Here is a 19,307-nt window from a genome sequence, read left to right on the forward strand (position 1 = left end):
CTGCTTTCTTTGGTTACTTTCTTTTCAGACAAAAGAAAGTGACTGGCAGCCCCGCGCAGCGGGGATGTCATATGGCCGTTGGATTCAAGCACCAACAACCGCCCGAGCCTCAAGGCCCACAACAGCCAGAACAAGGCCCCCACCCAAACCCAAACCCCAAAAAACTCACCCCACCTGATTAGCCAACCTCAACGTAGCCTCCACCGACCACCGCGCCCACTTCGTCATCTCCTCCGCCGACTCCAGACAAACCGCGGGCAGACTCAGATAATGCCGCATGGTGACTTCACGCCCGCGGCTGCTATACCGGAACGGCTCGCCGCCCTCGGCCTCGAACCGCGCGCGGGTCTGCTCGTCGGTCTTGAGCCAGCAGCGCCCGTCCGACACCAGCGCGAACATCAGCCCGTCGTAATACAGCCCGTGGCCGCCGAACATGCGGCGCGCGGTGATGGGGCCGATGCGCGCGGCCAGCGGGCCCATCAGCTCGAGCAGATGGTCGACGAAGGGATCGGGGCGGCGCGCGGTGGCCATGCGTGAAGCGCCCGGCGCTCAGAGCTTGAGACGCTGCCAGATCGCCTTGGTGGCGCCGGCGGTGTTGAGCGTGTAGAAATGCAGCCCCGGCACGCCGGCCGCGAGCAGGCGCTCGCACAGCGCAGTGACCACGTCGAGGCCGAACGCGCGGATCGATTCGCGGTCGTCGCCGAAGCCTTCCAGGCGCCGGGCGATCCAGCGCGGCACTTCGGCGCCGCACATCTCGGAGAAGCGCATCAGTTGCGAGGAGTTGGTGATCGGCATGATGCCGGGCACCACCGGCACGTCCACGCCCATCGCGCGCGCGTCGTCGACGAAGCGGAAATAGGCGTCGGCGTTGAAGAAATACTGGGTAATGGCGGAGTCGGCGCCGGCCTTGACCTTGCGCACGAAGTTCTCCAGGTCCACGCGCGGCGACTTGGCCTGCGGATGGTACTCGGGATAGGCCGCCACCTCGATGTGGAACCAGTCGCCGGTCTCGGCGCGGATGAATTCCACCAGTTCGTTGGCGTAGCGGAACTCGCCGATCTCGCCCATGCCCGAGGGCATGTCGCCGCGCAGCGCCACGATGTGGCGGATGCCGCCGTCGCGGTAGGTCTGCAGGATCTGGCGGATGCTCGCGCGCGTGGAGCCCACGCACGACAGGTGCGGCGCGGCCTCGATGCCGTCGCGCTGGATCTCCAGCACGGCGTCCAGCGTGCCCTGCTGGGTGGTGCCGCCGGCGCCGAACGTCACCGAGATGTACTTGGGATGCAGCGGAGCGAGCTGCGCGCGCGTATTGCGCAGCTTCTCGGCGCCCTCGGCCGTCTTGGGCGGGAAGAATTCGAAGCTGAAGTAGCGGTCTTGCATGATGGTGGCGCGCCGCGTGTGGCGCGGCGCGCTGGAAGGTTTGGCGTGCGTCAGGCGCTGCGGCGTTCGCCGAGCAGCAGGCTCGACAGCGCCCAGGAAATCACGCTGTACAGGATCGATCCGAGCAGCGCCGCGCCGAAGCCGCTGACCACGAAGCCGGACAACAGCTTGCCCACGAACAGGAACAGCAGCGCGTTGATCACGAAGATGAACAGGCCGAGCGTGAGCAGCGTCACCGGCAGCGTGAGGATGACCAGGATCGGGCGGATCAGGGTGTTGACCAGGCCCAGCACCAGCGCGGCGATCATGGCCGAGCCGAAGCCGCCCAGGTGAATCCCGCTGATCAGGTTGCCCACCAGGAACAGCGCGGCGGCGTTGATGATCCAGACGGCCAGCAATCTCATGACGACTCCTTAGCTCGGGTCAGACGAAACAGGATGCGGAACACCGCGGCCGGGACAGCCCGGCCGTGCGATCGTACCCGCGATCCACGGCTGCGATCAATGCGCGCGGTCAACCGGCGCGCAGCGCGCGCGCGCCGGCCCGCCGCGATCAGTAGCGGTAGTGGTCGGCCTTGTACGGGCCTTCCTTCTTCACGCCGATGTAGGCGGCCTGCTGGTCGGTCAGCTCGGACAGCTGCGCATTGAGCTTCTTGAGCTGCAGGCGCGCGACCTTCTCGTCCAGGTGCTTGGGCAGCGTGTAGACGCCGACCGGGTACTTGCCGCTATCGCGTTCCAGCCACAGCTCGATCTGGGCGATGGTCTGGTTGGCGAACGAGCTGCTCATCACGTAGGACGGGTGGCCCGTGCCGCAGCCCAGGTTCACCAGGCGGCCCTTGGCCAGGATGATCAGCTTCTTGCCGTCGGGGAAGATCACGTGGTCGACCTGCGGCTTGATCTCGTCCCATTCGTACTTCTCGATCGAGGCGATGTCGATCTCGTTGTCGAAGTGGCCGATGTTGCAGACGATGGCCTGGTCCTTCATCTTCGCCATGTGGTCATGGGTGATGACGTGGTAGTTGCCGGTGCAGGTGACGAAGATGTCGCCATGCTCGGCGGCGTAGTCCATCGTCACCACGCGGTAGCCTTCCATCGCGGCCTGCAGCGCGCAGATCGGGTCGATCTCCGTCACCCACACCTGCGCCGACAGCGCGCGCAGCGCCTGCGCGCTGCCCTTGCCCACGTCGCCGTAGCCGGCCACCACGGCGACCTTGCCGGCGATCATCACGTCGGTGGCGCGCTTGATGCCGTCCACCAGCGACTCGCGGCAGCCGTACAGGTTGTCGAACTTGCTCTTGGTGACGGAGTCGTTGACGTTGATGGCCGGGAAACGGAGTTCACCCTTTTGCGCCATCTGGTACAGGCGGTGCACGCCGGTGGTGGTTTCCTCGGTCACGCCCTTGATGGCGTCCAGGTTGCGGCTGTACCAGGTCGGGTCCTTGGCCAGCTTGTCCTTGATGGCGGCGAACAGGTAGGTTTCTTCCTCGCTGCCCGGCTTGGAGATCAGCGTGGCGTCCTTCTCGGCGCGCGCGCCCAGGTGCAGCAGCAGCGTGGCGTCGCCGCCGTCGTCGAGGATCATGTTGGGGGTGCCGCCGTCCTTCCAGTCGAAGATGCGGTGGGTGAAGTCCCAGTATTCCTTCAGCGACTCGCCCTTGAAGGCGAACACCGGCGTGCCCGAGGCGGCGATGGCCGCAGCGGCGTGGTCCTGGGTCGAGAAGATGTTGCACGAGGCCCAGCGCACGTCGGCGCCGAGCGCGACCAGCGTCTCGATCAGCACGGCGGTCTGGATGGTCATGTGCAGGGAGCCGGCGATGCGCGCGCCCTTGAGCGGCTGGGCGGCGGCGAATTCGTCGCGGATCGCCATCAGGCCGGGCATCTCGGTCTCGGCGATGGCGATTTCCTTGCGGCCCCAGCCGGCCAGGTTGATGTCGGCGACCAGGTAGTCGTTCTTCAGGTCAGTCACTGCGTTCATGTTTCACTCCGGTGAAGAGTGGCGCGATGGCGGCGAGTGCGGGGGGATACGCGGCGCGCGGGCATGCCGGGCAACGCGGGCATGCAAAGCGGGCGGATAGGTCGACTCGCCACCGTGGGGGCCACGGATCAGCGAGCGCCGTTGAGACAGTCCGAGCCTGGCGAATGGCCAATCGCGCACTGGGGCACAATGGTCGCATCCGTTGCAACGCTCCTCGGAGTGGCGGTATTGTAGCCTGACCGCCGGCGCCGCGCACCGGCGCCGCGTGATTTTTTGCCTGGCGCTTCCGTTGGTACTGTCTTTGGCGCTGTCTTTAGTGCTTTCCCTGGCGCCTTTCTTGCTCTTTCTTGCTGCTTGTTTTGTTGCTTCCTTTGCCGTTTCTCGCCGCCCCGCGGCGGCCTGCCTCGCACCGCACATGACCCCGACCACACACCGTCCTCCGCGCACCCTGACCATCGCCGGCTCCGACTCCGGCGGCGGCGCCGGCATCCAGGCCGACCTCAAGACCTTCGCCGCGCTGGGCTGCTTCGGCATGAGCGCGATCACCGCCATCACCGCGCAGAACACGCTCGGCGTGAGCGGCGTGCACGCGATCCCGGCGGAGATGGTGGCCGCGCAGATCGACGCGGTGGCCAGCGACATCGGCGTGGACGCCGCCAAGACCGGCATGCTGGGCACCGCCGGCATCGTCGAGGCGGTGGCCGCCGCGGTGGACCGCCACGCCATCCGCCAGCTGGTGGTGGACCCGGTCATGATCTCCACCTCCGGCGCCACTCTGGCCGACGACGCCACCAGCCAGGCCATGACGCGCCTGCTGTTCCCGCGCGCCGTGCTGGTCACGCCCAACCTGCCGGAAGCCTCGTGGCTGCTGGGCCGCAGGATCAGCCGCCGCGGCGAGATGGAACAGGCCGCGCGCGACCTGCTGGCGCTGGGCTGCCGCGCCGTGCTGCTCAAGGGCGGCCACCTCGACCCGGCCGACGGCGGCCTCGACGACCTGCTGATGACCGCCGACGGCACCGTGCGCGTGTTCTCGCACCCGCGCGTGGAGACCCGCAACCTGCACGGCACCGGCTGCACGCTGGCCGCCGCCGTCGCCGCGCAGCTCGCGCGCGGCAACGCGCTGGCGGACGCGGTGGACGCGGCGCTCGACTACGTGGCCGAGGCCATCGTCGCCGGCGCCGACCTCGAGCTCGGCGCCGGCAACGGCCCGCTCAACCACGCCTTCGCGCCGCGCGCGATGGGATGACGCGCGGGCCGGCACACCGGCCCGCGGGCGGCGGTATGATCGGGCTCTCCAGCGTCCGGCCGCCAGCGCCATCCTTGCCACGCCATGACCCTGCTGTCCCAGATCGACCTGCGCACCGACCCCGCCGCCGCGCCCTACCGGAAACACGAAGTGGTGCAGGTGGCGTTCGCCGCCGTGCCCGGCGAGCTCGCCAGCCTCGAAGGCCCCAACCGCTACCAGCCCGGCGACGCCCTCGTCACCGGCTCCACCAGCGACCGCTGGGTGGTGTCGCGCGACCGCTTCGACGCGCGCTACGAGCCGCTGGAAGCCGGCGCGCACGGGCGCGACGGCGCCTACCGCAATAAGCCCGCGACGGTGCTGGCAAAGCGCATGGCAGCCGCCTTCGGCATCGCCCGCTCGGCCGGCGGCGACATACTCCGTGGCGAGGCCGGCGACTGGCTGATGCAGTACGCGCCGGGCGACTACGGCATCGTGCAGCAGGCGCGCTTCGCCCAGGTCTACCGGCCCGCCTGACGGCCGGCCGCGGCGGCGCCCGGGGCGGCTAGTTGCCGCCGCTGCTCAGCGGCACCAGCTTGAACGCCGCGCGCGCCACGCACACCACCTCGCCGCCGGCGTTCTTCACCTCGCCCTCGCAGAACGCGATGCGCGCGCCGCGCCGCATGCAGCGCGCCTCCAGGTGCAGCTCGCCGCGCGCGGCGGCGAGGAAATGCGTGGACATGTCGATGGTGATCACGCCGGCCTGCATCGGCGCGTGCGAGCGCGCCGCGCCGCTGAGCGTGAAGTCCAGCGCCGCCATCAGCGTGCCGCCGTGCACGTCGCCGCGGCTGTTGACCAGGAACGGGCTGGCCGGCAGCCGCGTGCGGCACAGGCCCTCCTCGATCTGCACCGGCTGCAGGCCAAGGTGGCGCATCAGCGGCACGTCGATGCCGAAATAGGGCTGCTCCGGGGTGCCGGGCGCCACCGGGACGATCTGCGAGGGAAATTCCAAAGCTTGTCTTCCTTTATCCGAGTCTGATTGCTGCCTGGGCTGCCGTCATCGCGCCCGCCGACCGCAATGGTAGCGCCAACCCCGGCGCGAATGGCGCCGGCAGGCGGCTCACGGCTCCAGCAGCACGCGCAGCATGCGCTGCGGATCGGCCAGGAAATCGCGCGTCACGCGGAAGTGCTCGGTGTCCTCGTAGGCGATGCGCTGCACGCCGTCGGCGCCGAGGCGGTAGATCCACGCATCGGGGTAGGCCATCAGGATCGGCGAGTGCGTGGCGATGAGGAACTGCGAATCGGCGCGCACCAGATCGTGGATGCGCGACAGCACGGCAAGCTGGCGCTGCGGCGAGAGCGCGGCCTCGGGCTCGTCGAGCAGGTAGAGGCCGTTGCCGCGGAAGCGCTCGGTCAGCAGCGCGAGGAACGATTCGCCGTGCGACTGCTCGTGCAGCGAGCGAGCGCCGTAGGCCGGCATCACCGGCGCGCCCGGGCCGGGCTCGGCATCGAGGCGCTCGATCTCGGTGGCGACGTTGAAGAAGCTCTCCGCGCGCAGGAAGTAGCCGTCGCGCGGGCGCCGGAAGCCGCGCGCCAGGCGCAGGTATTCGTTGAGCACCGAGTGCGAGCGGCGCGTGCCGAAGCTGAAGTTGCGCGAGCCGCCCTCGGCGTTGTAGCCGGCCGCCACCGCGATCGCCTCCATCAGCGTGGACTTGCCCGAGCCATTCTCGCCGACCAGGAACGTCACCTTGGGATGGAGCTCCAGCACGTCGAGCGCGCGCACCGCGGGCAGGCTGAACGGGTAGCGCGCGAAGCTCTCGACGATGTCGCGGCGCAGGGTGACGCGGCTGAGGAACTGGGACGAGATCATGGCGCGGCGGCGGGGGACGGAAGTGGCGTCCATCGTACCGCATGGCGCCGGCTGGTCAGACGCGCATCAACCCGCCGGAAACATCCCCAGCAGGTTCGCCACCGCCGCCGGCACGTCGGCAGCCTCGGTGATCGCGCGCACCACCGCCGCGCTGCCGACGCCGACCGCCAGCACCTCCGGCAGCCGCGCGGCGTCGACGCCGCCGATGCCGACCAGCGACGGGATCACCGGCTGCATCAGCTTCGCATAGGACTGGAAGCGGCCCATGCCCTGCGGCGCGGTCGGCATGACCTTGGTGGTGGTCGGGAAGATCGCGCCAAGCGCGAGGTAGCTCGGGCCGATGGTGGCCACGCGCAGCATCTCGGCGTAGCCGTGGGTGGACACGCCGAGGCGCAGGCCCGAGGCGCGCAGCGCGCCGAGGTCGGCTTCGTCGAGGTCTTCCTGGCCGAGGTGGATGCCGTAGATGCCGCTGCGCGCGCTGTCGTTGCCGAAGCCGGCGTGCAGCGCGATGGCCTCGCGCCAGTGGTCGTTGATGAACAGGCGCGCGCGGCTGCCGCGCGCGGCATCGGCGGCACGCGCGATCTCGTCGCGCACGGCCTGCGCGTCGTCGGACTTGAAGCGCAGCTGCACCGTGGGCACGCCGAGCGGCACCAGCCGCGCGATCCATGCGGCGCTCGGCACCACGGCGTACAGGCCCAGCGGCGGGCACGGCGCGAACGGCGCGGCGGGCTGCTCGGGCGCGACCAGCGCGGCGTGGCGCACCTGCGGGAAGCGCGCGAAATCGGCCGGCCAGTCGAGCGAGCCGGGCCGCCACGCGCGCGCTAGGCAGAGCGCGTCGTGCGCGGGGAAATGCAGCGCCAGGCAGGCCAGCAGCACGGCGGTGAACGCGGGCGAGTGCGCGCTGTCGCCGTCGGCGTGGGCGCTGAACACCCAGGTGCCCATCGGCGAGCGCACGGTGTCGATCCAGCGGCCGCCCTCGCGCTCGCTCTCGATGGCGGTCACGCCGGCGGCGGCGAGGCGCGCGAGCGTGGCGGCGTCGGCCTCGCCGTCGCACAGCACCACGTCGGCACTGCCGGGCGCCTCGGCGCCGGCCTGCGCCAGCGCGCGCCAGGGCTGGTCGCTGGTGCCGAAGGTGGCGCCGTAGCGCGCCAGCAGCGTGTCGCGCAGCGCGGCGTCGACGGGCGCTTTCACGGCGGCGCGGCTCATGCGCGGTCCTCCGCGCCCGCGGCGTGCCAGAACGGCATGCCGACCACGGGGGTGCTGGCCTGGGCGATGTCGCGCTCGGGCATCGGGCCGGCCAGGTAGGCGGTGCGGCCGGCGTCGACGGCCTGCGCGAACGCGCGCGCCATGTCGACCGGGTAGGCGGCCTGCGCCACCGCGGTGTTGAGCAGCACGCCGTCGTAGCCCCACTCCAGCACCTGCGCCGCGTGCGACGGCAGGCCGAGGCCGGCGTCGACGATCAGCGGGGTGTCGGGCAGGCGCTCGCGCAGCAGGCGCATGGCGTGCGGGTTGACCACGCCCTTGCCGGTGCCGATCGGCGCGGCCCACGGCATCAGCGCCTGGCAGCCCACGTCGAGCAGGCGGCGGCACAGCACGAGGTCCTCGGTGCAGTACGGCAGCACCTTGAAGCCTTCCTTGACGAGGGTCTCGGCCACCGCGGGCAGGTTGAGCGTGTCGGGCTGCAGCGTGTAGTCGTCGCCCACCACTTCGAGCTTGATCCAGTCGGTCTCGAACACCTCGCGCGCCATCATGGCGGTGGTGATCGCTTCCTGTGGCGCCATGCAGCCGGCGGTGTTGGGCAGCACCGGCACGCCGAGCGCCTTGAGCATCTGCCAGAACGGCTGGCCGCCTTCGCCGTCGCCGACCGCGCCCTGGCGGCGCAGCGCCACCGTCAGCATGGCGGGGCGGGACGCTTCCACGGCGGCCTGCAGGGTGGCGGGGGACGGATAGCGCGCGGTGCCGAGCAGCAGGCGCGAGGCGAACCGCTCGCCGTACAGCACGAAGGGGTCGCCGAGCAGGCCGCCGCGTTGGTCGAGAGGATCGAGGGTATCGAGGGTCATGTCGGTTCAGCCTCCCGTGACGGGTTGCACGAGGTCGATGCGGTCGCCGGCGGCGAGCGCTGTTGCGCCATGCGCGGCGCGCGGCACGAACTGGCCGTTGAGCGCGGCGGCGAACGGCGGCGCGATGCCGGCGCCGGCCACCGCGTCGGCCAGCGTGGCGTGGTCGGCAAGGGCCAGCGGGCGGCCGTTGAGCAGGATTTCCATGGTCTGTCTGCGTCTGTTCAGTGCAGCACCGGCGAGCCGCCGGCGACGGTGTCGAGCGCCGGGCCGATCATGCCGGGCCAGCGCAGCGCGGCGGGCACGGCATGCGCGGCCGGGTCGCCGTCGAGCAGCGCGCGCACCACCTCGCAGGCGGCCTCGGTGACGGCCGGCGCGATCAGGAAGCCGTGCCGGTACAGGCCGTTGAGACGCACGATGCGCGCATGCTGGTCGACCCGGATGGCGGGCAGGTGGTCCGGCCGCGTGGGGCGGCGCTGCACGTTGAGTTCGAGCACGCGCGCCTCGCCGAAGGCCGGATGCAGCGAGTAGGCCGCCGACAGCAGTTCCAGCGCGGAGCGCACGCTCATCGGCGAATCGTCGTCGCTTTCGATTTCGGTGGCGCCGATCACGTAGAGGTCGCCCGGCTTGGGCGCGATGTAGATCGGGTAGCGCGGATGCAGCAGGCGCACCGGGCGCTGCAGCTTGACCTCGGGCGCATGCACGCGCACCACCTCGCCGCGCAGGCCGCGCAGCCCGGGGATGGTGCCGCGCGCGGCCGCCTGCGCGGGCCACGCGGCGCGCGCGCCGAGGCCGCGGCAGTCCAGCACCACGCGGGCGCGGATGCCCAGCGCCGGCAGGTCCTGCGCCTCGACTTCGCCGGCTTCCCACACGCAGTGCACGCCGCTGGCCACGGCGCAGGACAGCAGCGCGCGCAGCGTGCCGCGGTTGTCGAGCTGGCCTTCGCCGGCCAGCAGCAGGCCCTGCGGGAAGCGGCCCGCGAGCGCGGGCTCCAGCGCGGCCACGCCGTCGCCGTCGAGCGCGCGCATGCGCTCGGCCACCAGCGCCGGCGGCGCCACCGCGCGCACGCGGCTGGCGAACAGCGACATCTCGCCGCGGTCGCGCGCATGCCAGACCACCAGCGTGCCGCCTTCCTGGAAGAACACCGGCTCGGGCAGCTCGGCCAGCCAGCCGCGCCACAGGTCGACGCTGGCGATGCCGAGCTCGACGATGCGACGCTCGGCGATCGCGGATTCGGCCAGCGGCGCCAGCATGGCGGCGGCCACGTGCGCGGCCGAGCCGGCGCCATCGGGACCGGCGCGCTCGACCAGCGCCACACGCAGGCCGGCCCGCACCAGTTGCCAGGCGGAAAGCCGCCCGGCCAGGCCGGCGCCGAGCACGGCCACATCAAACGACTGCACTGTCATGGGGATGTTTGCGCCAGTGCCTGCCGCGACTGCGCGGCGGGCTCCGGCCTCCTTTCATTCATGGCGCGCCCCGCGGGCGGGGCGCGGTACTTCACGCGGCGCGCACGCAGGCGCGCGCCGCACCCTGCCTCACGAGTAGATCTTGCTGCCGCTCTTGACGAACTCGATCGACTTTTCCTGCATGCCCTTCTCGGCCTCCGGCTTGAGCGAGGCGGCGTAGTCGCGCACTTCCTGCGTGATCTTCATCGAGCAGAACTTGGGACCGCACATCGAGCAGAAGTGGGCGATCTTGGCGCCCTCGGCCGGCAGCGTGGCGTCGTGGAACGAGCGCGCGCGCTCCGGGTCCAGGCCGAGGTTGAACTGGTCTTCCCAGCGGAACTCGAAGCGCGCCTTGGACAGCGCGTTGTCGCGCAGCTGCGCGCCCGGCCAGCCCTTGGCAAGGTCAGCCGCGTGCGCGGCGATCTTGTAGGTGATGATGCCTTCGCGCACGTCTTCCTTGTCGGGCAGGCCCAAATGTTCCTTGGGCGTGACGTAGCACAGCATGGCCGTGCCCATCCAGCCGATGTTGGCCGCGCCGATGCCGCTGGTGATGTGATCGTAGCCGGGAGCGATGTCCGTCACCAGCGGTCCGAGCGTGTAAAACGGGGCTTCGTAGCAGTGCTTGAGCTCCTCGTCCATGTTGGCCTGGATGCGCTGCAGCGGCACGTGGCCCGGGCCTTCGATCATGACCTGCACGTCGTGCTTCCAGGCCTTGGCGGTCAGCTCGCCGAGCGTGCGCAGCTCGCCGAACTGGGCGTCGTCGTTGGAGTCGGCGATGCAGCCCGGGCGCAGGCCGTCGCCGAGGCTGAACGAGACGTCGTAGGCCTTCATGATTTCGCAGATCTCGTCGAAGTGCGTGTACAGGAAGTTTTCCTTGTGGTGCGCGAGGCACCACTTGGCCATGATCGAGCCGCCGCGCGAGACGATGCCGGTGACGCGGTCGGCGGTCATCGGCACGTAGCGCAGCAGCACGCCGGCGTGGATGGTGAAGTAGTCCACGCCCTGCTCGGCCTGCTCGATCAGCGTGTCGCGGAACATCTCCCAGGTCAGGTCCTCGGCGATGCCGCCGGTCTTGTCGAGCGCCTGGTAGATCGGCACCGTGCCGATCGGCACCGGCGAATTGCGCAGGATCCATTCACGGGTCTCGTGGATGTGCTTGCCGGTGGACAGGTCCATGATGGTGTCGGCGCCCCAGCGGATCGACCACACCATCTTCTCGACTTCCTCGGCCAGCGACGACGTCACCGCCGAGTTGCCGAGGTTGCCGTTGATCTTGACGCGGAAATTGCGCCCGATCGCCATCGGCTCCAGCTCGGTGTGGTTGATGTTGGCGGGGATGATGGCGCGGCCGGAGGCGATCTCGCGGCGCACGAATTCCGGCGTCATGTCCTCGGGGCGCAGCGGCAGCGCGGCGCCGAGCGCGTTGCCCGGGTGCTGGCGCAGCAGCGCCTTGTACTCGGGCTTGTCGTAGAGCGCCTGCAGGTTGAGCGACTCGCGCAGCGCCACGTATTCCATCTCGGGCGTGATGATGCCCTGGCGCGCATAGTGCATCTGCGACACGTTGGCGCCGGTCTTGGCGCGGCGCGGGTTGGTCAGCTGTGCGAAGCGCAGGTGCGCGGTGGCCGGGTCGGCGGCGCGCGCCAGGCCGTATTCGGACGACAGGCCGGACAGCACCTCGGTGTCGCCGCGCTCCTCGATCCACCTGCCGCGCACCGACGGCAGGCCGGCCTTGAGGTCGATGTGCACGTCCGGGTCGCTGTACGGGCCCGAGGTGTCGTACACGGGAATCGGCGGATTGGACATCTCGCCCTTGTCCGTGCGCGTGGAGGTCTGCAGGATCGTGCGCAGCGGCACCCGGATGTCGGGCCGGCTGCCGGTCAGGTAGGTCTTGCTGGAAGCCGGATAGGCAAACTTCTTGTCGAGATCGGTCTCGAGCGATTCGAAGGAAGCGGCAGGGGCGGAATTTGTGCGGGCCATAGGTATCGTCCTCTCTCTTGCGGGGATGGACGAAACCAGGAGCCCTGAGCATGGGCCGGGCGCGATGGCCGGGTCATGTGCCTCGCGGGAGGCAGGAGCTGTTCGGTAGTCATGAAACTTCCCACGCCGGTACTAGCCGGATCGGGTTCGAAGGGACTCTCTCAGCCGCACGGCCCATCCGTGTGGCACCCCTGTTTCATCCAACGGGGTGAATTTAAGCACAAGGGCCGGGGCTTGACCACCCTTGTTTCAATCTGGACAGCCGTGCGCGCAAGTCAGGACTGGCGCTTGCTGCGGCGCGGCAAAAAAGCCGTGGGGCGCGATGGAGCGCGGTGGGACCCGGGCACCACACCCGGCAGACCTTGCCGGCCGTCACATAGCGCGCGGCTTGCTCTACCATGCAGAAAACAGCAGAAAACAGGACAACGCGGCCACGCGCCGCCCATTCCAGGAGACCGCATGACCGACGCCGCCACCCATCGCGTGTTCAACCAGGTGCCGGACCTTGCCGGCTACAACCTGTTCGCCGGCGATCCGGCCCTGCGCGCGGCGCTCGAGCGCCTCGGCGGCGGATGGCATGCCGGCGCGCTCGACGTGTTCGGCGCGCGCCTGGGGCAGGCCGACGTGCAGCGCTGGGCGGCCGAGGCGAACCGCCACACGCCCGAGCTGCATACGCATGGCCGCACCGGCGAGCGCATCGACGAGGTGGAATTCCCCGCCGCGTGGCACGAACTGCTGGCCCTGCTGCGCAGCCAGCAGCTGCATGCGCTGCCGTTCGCGCAGCCGCGCGACGGCGCCTGGGTGGCGCGCGCGGCGGGTTATTACCTGCAGGCGCAGGTCGAATCGGGCTCGCTGTGCCCGCCGACCATGACCTTCGCCAGCATTCCCGTGCTGCAAAAGGAGACCGCGCTGTTCGCCGGGCTGGGGCCGAAGCTGTTCGCCACCGAGCACGACGCGCGCGACCTGCCGTGGCGCGACAAGCGCGCCGTCATGATCGGCATGGGCATGACGGAGAAGCAGGGCGGCTCGGACGTGCGCAGCAACACCACGGTGGCGCGCGCCGTGTGCGGCGAGGGGCGCGGCGCCGAGTACGAGCTGACCGGGCACAAGTGGTTCTTCTCCGCGCCGATGTGCGACGCGCACCTGGTGGTGGCGCGCATGGGCGCCGAGGACGGACCGCTGTCGTGCTTCTTCGTGCCGCGCTTTCGCGACGACGGCAGCAAGAACCCGGTGCAGATCCAGCGCCTCAAGGACAAGCTCGGCAACCGCTCCAACGCCAGCAGCGAGGTGGAGTTCCGCGGCGCCACCGGCATCCTGATCGGCGAGGAGGGCCGCGGCATCCCGACCATCATCGAGATGGCGACCTATACCCGGCTGGACTGCGTGATCGGCAGCGCCGCCATCCTCCGCGCCGCGCTGGTGCAGGCGCTCCACCACGCGCGCCACCGCATGGCCTTCGGCAACCTGCTGGCCGAGCAGCCGCTGATGCGCAACGTGCTGGCCGACCTGGCGCTGGAAAGCCAGGGCGCGACGCTGCTGATGATGGAACTGGCGCACGCCTTCGAGCGCGCCGACGCCGACCCGCTGGCGGCCGCGTGGAAGCGCATCGTCACGCCGGCGGCCAAGTTCTGGATCTGCAAGCGCGCGATCGAGGCCACCGGCGAGGCGATGGAGGTGTGGGGCGGCAACGGCTACGTGGAAGAGGGGCCGATGGCGCGGCTGTACCGCGAGGCGCCGGTCAACTCGATCTGGGAAGGCTCGGGCAACATCATGTGCCTGGACGTGCTGCGCGCGCTGCAGCGCAATCCCGAGGACGGCGCGCGGCTGCTGCAGGACCTCGCGCAGCGCGCCGGCGGGCATCCGGCCGTGCGCGCCGAGCTGGCCTCGCTGCAGGCGATGCTGCGCGACGCCCCCGAGCACCTCGAGGCCGGCGCGCGCCGCTTCGCCCAGGGCCTGGTGCTGACCGCGCAGGCAGCGCTGATGCTCGGCCATGCCGACGCCGAGGACGCCGAGCGCTTCGTGGCGAGCCGCCTGGGCCGCCAGCACGGCCGCGTGTTCGGCACGCTGGAGGGCGACGCGGCGGCGCTCGCGCGCGTGGCGGCGCGCGCGTGGCCGGCCTGAGCTCGCCGCGCGCAGCACCGCGCCCGCCCTATCCGTCACTTCCGGAAATATTCTCCCGGCGCCGCTACAGGTGCCGGGAGACCTGCCGTAAACAGGCCTTGACCCAAATGGCATACATTCCATACATAAGTGCCGGCCGGTCCTCTTTCCTGACCTAGTGGCGCGCCTCCCGACGGGGGCCTATCAAACATGAACATCAGTCAACGCCTGTTGCTTTCGCTTTCGCTTGCCTTGCTCGCCCTGCTGGTCGTGGGCCTTGGCGGCATCTGGCAGCTCAGCCAGTCCGAAGCGCGCTTCGAATACTTCAACGACAACACGCTGGGCAGCGTGCGCACGCTCGGCGACATGAAGGACAACGTGAACGCCATGCGCATCGCGCTGTACCGGCACACCATGAGCGACGACCTCAAGGCCAAGGCCGAGGACGAGGCGGCGCTGGCCCGCGCCGAGGACAAGTTCGAGGCCACCGCGGCCAAGTATGCGCGCGACGACATCAGCGACGACACCGACCGCAAGCTGCTCGATGCCGACCTCGCCGCCTTCAAGCGCTTTCGCAGCGCGCGGCCCGCGCTGCTGGAAAAATCGCATGCCAACGATTACCAAGGCGCCCAGCAGATGCTGCTGGGCGGCGAGTTGAGCGAGGCGGCCTCCGCGCTGCGCAAGGCGCTCGACGAACATATCGCCTACAACGCCGAGCTCGGCGAGCACGCCGTCGCGGACAACCGCGAGCGCTACCACACCGCGGTGCTGGTGTTTTCCATCCTGATCGCCGCTGCGGTGCTGGGCACGGGCGCGCTGGCCGTGGCGCTGTACCGCCGCATCCACGGCAGCCTGGCCGAGATCGAGCAGACCCTCGAGTACGTCAGCGGCAGCCTCGACCTGGAGCGCCGCGCGCCGGTGGGCCGCATGGACGAGGTCGGCCGTACCGCGAGCGCCTTCAACCGGCTGCTCGAACGCGTCGGCGGCGCCATGCGCGAGGTGCGCGAATCGACCGAGTCGGTGGGCGTGGCCGCGCGCCAGATCGCGGCGGGCAATACCGACCTGTCGGCGCGCACCGAGCAGCAGGCCGCCTCGCTGGAGGAAACCGCGTCGAGCATGGAGGAGCTGACCACCACCGTGCGGCAGAACGCCGACAACGCGCGCCAGGCCAGCGGACTGGCCGGCGACGCGGCCAGCGTGGCCGAGCAGGGCAGCCACGCGGTGCAGCAGGTGGTGCAGACCATGGGCGCGATCGCGGCCAGCTCGGGCCGTATCGCCGAGATCACCAGCCTGATCGAGGGCATCGCGTTCCAGACCAACATCCTGGCGCTCAACGCCGCGGTGGAAGCCGCGCGCGCCGGCGAGCAGGGCCGCGGCTTCGCCGTGGTGGCCGGCGAGGTGCGCACGCTGGCGCAGCGCTCGTCGAGCGCCGCCAAGGAGATCAAGGACCTGATCGACGAATCGGCCGGCACCGTGCGCGCCGGCTCCACGCAGGCGCAGGACGCCGGCAAGACGATGGACGACGTGCGCCAGGCCGTGAAGCGCGTGTCCGACATCATCAGCGAGATCAGCGCGGCCTCGGCCGAGCAGAGCGCGGGGATCGAGCAGGTCAACCAGGCGGTCGGCCAGATGGACCAGGTCACGCAGCAGAACGCCGCGCTGGTGGAACAGGCCGCCGCGGCGGCGCAGTCGCTCGACGACCAGGCCGGCAAGCTGCGCGACACGGTGTCGACGTTCCGGCTGGCCGGGGCCTGAACAACCGGCATCGGTCGCGCCGGCTACACCGCCAGTATCTCGGCCAGGCGCAGCACCACGCGCGGGCCGTGGCGGATCAGGTCGTGCGCGCGCTCGCCGATCATGACGGCCGGCGCGTTGGTGTTGCCGCCGATCAGCGTCGGCATGATCGACGCATCCACCACGCGCAAACCCTCCACGCCGCGCACGCGCAGTTGCGGGTCGACCACCGCGCCCTGGTCCATGCCCATGCGGCAGGTGCCGACCGGGTGGTAGATGGTGTCGGCATGCTCGCGGATCATGGCGCGGATGGCGGCGTCGTCGCTGCCGTCGGCCTGCAGGTGCGCGGAATAGAGTTCCTTGCCGCCGAACGCCGCCAGTTGCGGCTGGGCCAGGATGCGGCGCACGATGCGCACGCCGGCCACGAGGTCGTCGAGGTCGCGCGGGTCGGACAGGAAGCGCGGGTCGATCAGCGGGGCCTCGCGGATGTCGGGCGAGGCCAGCCGGACCTCGCCGCGGCTGCGCGGGCGCAGCACGCAGACATGGCACGAGTAGCCGTGGCCGAAGCGAAGGCGGCGCATGTGGTCGTCGGCCATGCCGACCACGAAATGCAGCTGCAGGTCGGGCTCTTCCAGTTCGGGCCGGCTCTTGAGAAACGCGCCGGCCTCGGCGAAGTTGGAGGTCAGCATGCCGGTGCGCTCGCGCCGGTAGCGCAGCATCTCGGCCAGCAGGCGCAGCGCGCCGCCCGGCGACACGCCGAACAGTTCGGACGCCGCCACGCGCTTGTGCACGACGACGTCGATATGGTCCTGCAGGTTCGTGCCCACGCCGGGCAGGTGGTGCACCAGCGGAATGCCGAGCTCGCGCAGGTGCGCGCCCGGGCCCACGCCCGACGCCATCAGCAGTTGCGGCGAGCCGAACGCGCCAGCCGCGACGATCACCTCGCGGCGCGCGCGCAGCAGCGTCTCGCGGCCGTCGAGCCGCACCATCACGCCGGCCGCGTGGCGGCCTTCGAAGGCGATGCGCAGCACCTGCATGCCGGTCAGCACGTGCAGGTTGGCGCGGCCGCCGTTGCCGGCCGGGTCGGCGGCATCGCCGCGGTGCAGGTAGGCGCGCGCGGCGTTCCAGCGCTCGCCGCCGTGCTGCGTCACCTGGTACCAGCCGGCGCCTTCCTGCTCCATGCCGTTGAAATCGTCGTTGCGGCGGTAGCCGGCCTGCTGCGCCGCCTCGATGAAGCGCTGGCCGAACGGATTGGGCGTGCGCAGGTCGGCGACGTGGAGCGGGCCGCTGCCGCCGTGCAGCGGGTCGTCGTCGCGCCCGGCCAGGCGCTCGTTGCATTCGGCGCGGCGGAAATACGGCAGCACGTCGTCCCAGGCCCAGCCGTCGCAGCCGGCCGCGGCCCAGCCGTCGTAGTCGGACGGGCGGCCGCGCGTGTAGATCATGGCGTTGAGCGACGAGCTGCCGCCCAGCCCGCGCCCGCGCGGCTGGTAGCCGCGGCGCCCGTCCAGGCCGGGCTGCGGCACGGTGCGGTAGCCGTAGTTGTGGCTGCCGGCGCGCGGCAGCATGGCGGCGACGCCGGCCGGCGTGGAGACCAGCACGTGGTGATCGTGGCCGCCGGCCTCGAGCACCGCCACGCTGTCGCTGCCGCTGTCGGCCAGCCGTCCGGCCAGGGCGCAGCCGGCCGAACCGCCGCCGACGACGAGATAGTCAAAGGTGGTTTCCATCTGTCTCCCCGCGTGGCCGGGTGGCCGGCGCGCCGGCGTTGCCGCGCCCGCCACGGCGATCCCCGAGCCGGTCTGAAAACCAGTGTAGGCGCTTTGCGGGGAGGGGGAAAAGGACGAAGCGCAGACCGCCGCGGCCGCCGCCGCGCGCGGGCGCGCCCGCGCGGAGGCGCCGGCCGGCGCACCAGGAAAAGGCATGCGGACGGCCGCCCGGCGGGCCGCGGCGCGCCTTGCGGTGGGTCCGCCCGAATGCCAGCCCGAATGCCTGCCCGAATGTCCGCCTGAACGCCTGTTTGAAGCGCCGCGCGCTAGAGGAGCGCCGCGATTGTGCGAGGAAGCGGCATGGCATATGGTGCGGGGATCGATAACGCCATGCGCGCCAGGGGCAGCGCATGGCCCCGGAGACCGAGAGATGAGAGAAGTGCCCGAGATGTCATCCGTGTTCGGCGCCATGCACGCCGCCTCGCGCAGCGACCAGGCGCCCGCCTGGGCCGTGCGCGCCGACCGCCTGCGGCGCCTGCGCCGCCTGGTCACGGACCACCGGGACGAGATCGCCGCAGCCATCAGCGCGGATTTCGGCAACCGCTCGCGCCAGGAAACCGCCCTGCTGGAGATCTTCCCGAGCGTGTCCGGCATCGACGACGCGCTGCGCCACGGCAAGCGCTGGATGCGCGTGCGGCGCGCGCGCACCGGCATCTGGTTCCGGCCCGCCAGCTCGCGCCTGATGCCGCAGCCGCTCGGCGTGGTCGGCATCGTGGTGCCGTGGAACTACCCGCTCTACCTGACCGTCGGCCCGCTCGCCGGCGCGCTGGCCGCGGGCAACCGCGCCATGATCAAGCTTTCCGAATACACGCCGCGCTTTGCCTCGCTGTTCGCCACGCTGGCGCAGCAGACCTTCGCCGCCGACGAAGTCGCCGTGATCAACGGCGACGCCCTGGTGGCAAGCAACTTCTCCGCCCTGCCCTTCGACCACCTGTTGTTTACCGGCTCGACCCAGGTCGGCCACCACGTCATGCGCGCGGCCGCCGCCAACCTGACGCCGGTGACGCTGGAGCTGGGCGGCAAGTCGCCCGCCATCCTCGGCCCCGGCGCCGACCTGGAGCGCGCGGTGGAGCGCATCCTGGTCGGCAAGCTGCTCAACGCCGGCCAGACCTGCATCGCGCCCGACTACGTGCTGCTGCCCGAAACGATGCGCGAGCGCTTCGTCGAGTCGGCGCGCGCCTGCGCCGGCCGGCTCTACCCTGACCTGGACACCAACCCGGACTACACCACCATCATCAGCCCGCGCCACTTCGCGCGGCTGGGCGGCCTGGTGGACGACGCCGCGCGCGCGGGCGCGCGCGTGGTGCCGCTGACGCAGGCCGCGTCGGACGCCGCGCGCCGCCGGCTGGCGCCGGTGCTGCTGCTCGACGTGCCCGGGGACGCCACCGTGATGCGGGAGGAAATCTTCGGCCCGGTGCTGCCACTGGTGACGTACCGCTCGCTGGAAGACGCGATCGCCTACGTCAACGCGCGCCCGCGTCCGCTGGCGCTGTACCTGTTCGAGCGGGAGCGCGGCGCGATCGACCGCGTGATGGCGCAGACCGTGGCCGGCGGCGTCAGCATCAACGAGACGCTGCTGCACATCGCCCAGGAAGACCTGCCGTTCGGCGGCGTCGGGCCCAGCGGCATGGGCGCGTACCACGGCGAGGCGGGCTTCGCGACCTTCTCCAAGTTCAAGCCGATCTTCCGGCAGTCGGCGCTCAACGGCGCGGGGCTGCTCAAGCCGCCCTACGGCAAGCGCTTCGAGACGATGATCCGCATGCTGCTGCGCTGAAGCGGCCGGGGCCG

The 19,307-nt window shown here is 70.9% G+C and carries 17 protein-coding genes and 2 riboswitches; of the genes, 5 read left to right on the forward strand and 12 right to left on the reverse strand.

Annotation, left to right across the window (positions count from 1 at the left end):
- Window positions 1-165: 165 nt before the first annotated feature.
- From AC3WXD_RS31760 to ahcY, 4 genes are all read right to left on the reverse strand, one after another.
- Entirely contained in the window at window positions 166-531 is a 366-nt protein-coding gene (locus tag AC3WXD_RS31760) for a TfoX/Sxy family protein (RefSeq protein ID WP_492325423.1), read from the reverse strand.
- A gap of 18 nt (window positions 532-549) precedes the next feature.
- Entirely contained in the window at window positions 550-1,380 is an 831-nt protein-coding gene (gene metF / locus AC3WXD_RS31765; protein ID WP_020205950.1) for a methylenetetrahydrofolate reductase [NAD(P)H], read from the reverse strand.
- Between the two features lie 50 nt (window positions 1,381-1,430).
- Complete coding sequence (locus tag AC3WXD_RS31770) at window positions 1,431-1,784, reverse strand: phage holin family protein (protein ID WP_029044232.1); 354 nt, start codon at window positions 1,782-1,784, stop codon at window positions 1,431-1,433.
- Window positions 1,785-1,932: 148 nt separating this feature from the next.
- A complete protein-coding gene (gene ahcY / locus AC3WXD_RS31775; RefSeq protein WP_020205948.1) occupies window positions 1,933-3,351 on the reverse strand; it encodes an adenosylhomocysteinase in 1,419 nt (472 codons plus the stop codon).
- A 126-nt stretch (window positions 3,352-3,477) separates the two neighbouring features.
- Window positions 3,478-3,573, reverse strand: a riboswitch (S-adenosyl-L-homocysteine riboswitch).
- A 193-nt stretch (window positions 3,574-3,766) separates the two neighbouring features.
- Here ahcY and thiD point away from each other — a divergent pair.
- Together thiD and AC3WXD_RS31785 are read left to right on the forward strand one after the other, a co-directional pair.
- Window positions 3,767-4,597 (forward strand): bifunctional hydroxymethylpyrimidine kinase/phosphomethylpyrimidine kinase, encoded by an 831-nt coding sequence (gene thiD, locus AC3WXD_RS31780; RefSeq protein WP_492325424.1) that lies wholly within the window; start codon window positions 3,767-3,769, stop codon window positions 4,595-4,597.
- A gap of 84 nt (window positions 4,598-4,681) precedes the next feature.
- Complete coding sequence (locus AC3WXD_RS31785; RefSeq protein ID WP_492325425.1) at window positions 4,682-5,110, forward strand: PGDYG domain-containing protein; 429 nt, start codon at window positions 4,682-4,684, stop codon at window positions 5,108-5,110.
- Between the two features lie 28 nt (window positions 5,111-5,138).
- Here the strand turns inward: AC3WXD_RS31785 and AC3WXD_RS31790 are convergent, their stop codons facing one another.
- The 7 genes from AC3WXD_RS31790 to thiC form a co-directional block, all read right to left on the reverse strand.
- Window positions 5,139-5,585: a PaaI family thioesterase gene (locus AC3WXD_RS31790; RefSeq protein WP_492325426.1), complete on the reverse strand. Its 447-nt coding sequence runs from the start codon at window positions 5,583-5,585 to the stop codon at window positions 5,139-5,141.
- A gap of 108 nt (window positions 5,586-5,693) precedes the next feature.
- Window positions 5,694-6,443, reverse strand: coding sequence for an AAA family ATPase (locus AC3WXD_RS31795; RefSeq protein WP_020205944.1), 750 nt, complete (start codon window positions 6,441-6,443; stop codon window positions 5,694-5,696).
- A 66-nt stretch (window positions 6,444-6,509) separates the two neighbouring features.
- Window positions 6,510-7,649, reverse strand: a complete 1,140-nt coding sequence (locus AC3WXD_RS31800) for a thiamine phosphate synthase (protein ID WP_492325427.1) — start codon at window positions 7,647-7,649, stop codon at window positions 6,510-6,512.
- Window positions 7,646-8,503, reverse strand: a complete 858-nt coding sequence (locus AC3WXD_RS31805; RefSeq protein ID WP_020205942.1) for a thiazole synthase — start codon at window positions 8,501-8,503, stop codon at window positions 7,646-7,648. Before AC3WXD_RS31805 ends, AC3WXD_RS31800 begins: the two co-directional genes overlap by 4 nt.
- Window positions 8,504-8,509: 6 nt before the next feature.
- On the reverse strand, window positions 8,510-8,707 hold the full coding sequence (thiS, locus tag AC3WXD_RS31810; RefSeq protein WP_020205941.1) for a sulfur carrier protein ThiS: 198 nt from the start codon (window positions 8,705-8,707) through the stop codon (window positions 8,510-8,512).
- Between the two features lie 17 nt (window positions 8,708-8,724).
- Window positions 8,725-9,906 (reverse strand): FAD-dependent oxidoreductase, encoded by a 1,182-nt coding sequence (locus tag AC3WXD_RS31815; protein WP_020205940.1) that lies wholly within the window; start codon window positions 9,904-9,906, stop codon window positions 8,725-8,727.
- 129 nt (window positions 9,907-10,035) lie between these two features.
- Complete coding sequence (thiC, locus tag AC3WXD_RS31820; protein WP_492325428.1) at window positions 10,036-11,922, reverse strand: phosphomethylpyrimidine synthase ThiC; 1,887 nt, start codon at window positions 11,920-11,922, stop codon at window positions 10,036-10,038.
- A 101-nt stretch (window positions 11,923-12,023) separates the two neighbouring features.
- Window positions 12,024-12,125: riboswitch (TPP riboswitch) on the reverse strand.
- Window positions 12,126-12,381: 256 nt separating this feature from the next.
- Between thiC and AC3WXD_RS31825 the strand changes: the two genes are divergently transcribed.
- A complete protein-coding gene (locus AC3WXD_RS31825; protein WP_492325429.1) occupies window positions 12,382-14,043 on the forward strand; it encodes an acyl-CoA dehydrogenase family protein in 1,662 nt (553 codons plus the stop codon).
- Between the two features lie 189 nt (window positions 14,044-14,232).
- Window positions 14,233-15,777, forward strand: a complete 1,545-nt coding sequence (locus tag AC3WXD_RS31830) for a methyl-accepting chemotaxis protein (protein ID WP_492325430.1) — start codon at window positions 14,233-14,235, stop codon at window positions 15,775-15,777.
- Between the two features lie 23 nt (window positions 15,778-15,800).
- Here AC3WXD_RS31830 and AC3WXD_RS31835 read toward each other — a convergent pair whose 3' ends face one another.
- Window positions 15,801-17,480, reverse strand: coding sequence for a GMC family oxidoreductase (locus tag AC3WXD_RS31835; protein ID WP_492325431.1), 1,680 nt, complete (start codon window positions 17,478-17,480; stop codon window positions 15,801-15,803).
- A 409-nt stretch (window positions 17,481-17,889) separates the two neighbouring features.
- On the opposite strand from AC3WXD_RS31835, the gene AC3WXD_RS31840 reads away from it, so the two are divergent.
- Complete coding sequence (locus AC3WXD_RS31840; RefSeq protein WP_492325432.1) at window positions 17,890-19,293, forward strand: coniferyl aldehyde dehydrogenase; 1,404 nt, start codon at window positions 17,890-17,892, stop codon at window positions 19,291-19,293.
- Window positions 19,294-19,307 lie beyond the last annotated feature (14 nt).

Source organism: Cupriavidus sp. FW216-B1 (genome assembly GCF_058789195.1).